Annotated in this window: 1 protein-coding gene; it reads right to left on the bottom strand. The window is 43.9% G+C overall.

Annotation, left to right across the window (positions count from 1 at the left end):
• The coding region (locus NON16_RS25910; protein WP_257352400.1) for a transposase at positions 1–710 on the bottom strand (710 nt) is incomplete at its 3' end.
• Between the last annotated feature and the right edge of the window lie 19 nt (positions 711–729).

The raw sequence follows: 729 nt of genomic DNA, 5'->3' as shown, positions 1-729 counted from the left end.
CCAACCAGAGGCAATATGACTTTAAATAACAGCGCACGTAGTTTAGGGCGTCCCCGTTTTGTGATAACCGTCTTTCCTTTCCATTTTCCTGAAGTCGCCAGCTTTAGATTTAACCCTGCTAATTTGATAATTTGGTCCGGATGTTCGTAGTTGGAAAGGTCCCCGACTTCTGCGAAAAAGCCTGCAACCGTCGTTCCAGCAACCCCATGAATCTCCATCATTTCTTTCGCACCTGGAATATGGTTGAGGAGCTCCTTCATTTTCTTCCACACGTTAACGATTTCTTTTCTAATGAGCGTGTATTGGGCTAATAAGGTGTTGAGTTTAAGCCTGGCCAGGTCTCTTCCCTCTGTAATACCGATGGATTGCCGTGCTGCATCTTGAAGTTGACGGACTTTTTTAATGCCTACCCCTCTCTTTACTTCTTTACGAATTTGGAGAAGGATTTCTTCTTCAGAACAGGTTAGGATTTCATCAGGGAATAGTCCCATACGCAACACTTGTAACGATGTTTTTCCTTCCCAATCACTAAACACTTTTGTATACTCTGGAAAGTACTTGTCAATCCACTGGTGCATACGCCCTTGTACAGCTTGGAGATCTTTCATTAGATGATGATAAAGATTCATTCCTTCTCGAAGGTCTGCATAGATTCCTTCCGGCAAATTAGGCTCTGAATAGCGCCCTTCTTCTACTAGCCTTGCGATCACCCTGGCATCCTTTACATCG

Origin of the sequence: Pseudalkalibacillus decolorationis (genome assembly GCF_024609785.1) — a bacterium.
Taxonomy (GTDB): domain Bacteria; phylum Bacillota; class Bacilli; order Bacillales; family Fictibacillaceae; genus Pseudalkalibacillus; species Pseudalkalibacillus decolorationis.
The sequence above is the reverse complement of the archived record's forward strand: the minus strand, read 5'-3'. Positions and strand labels throughout refer to the sequence as shown.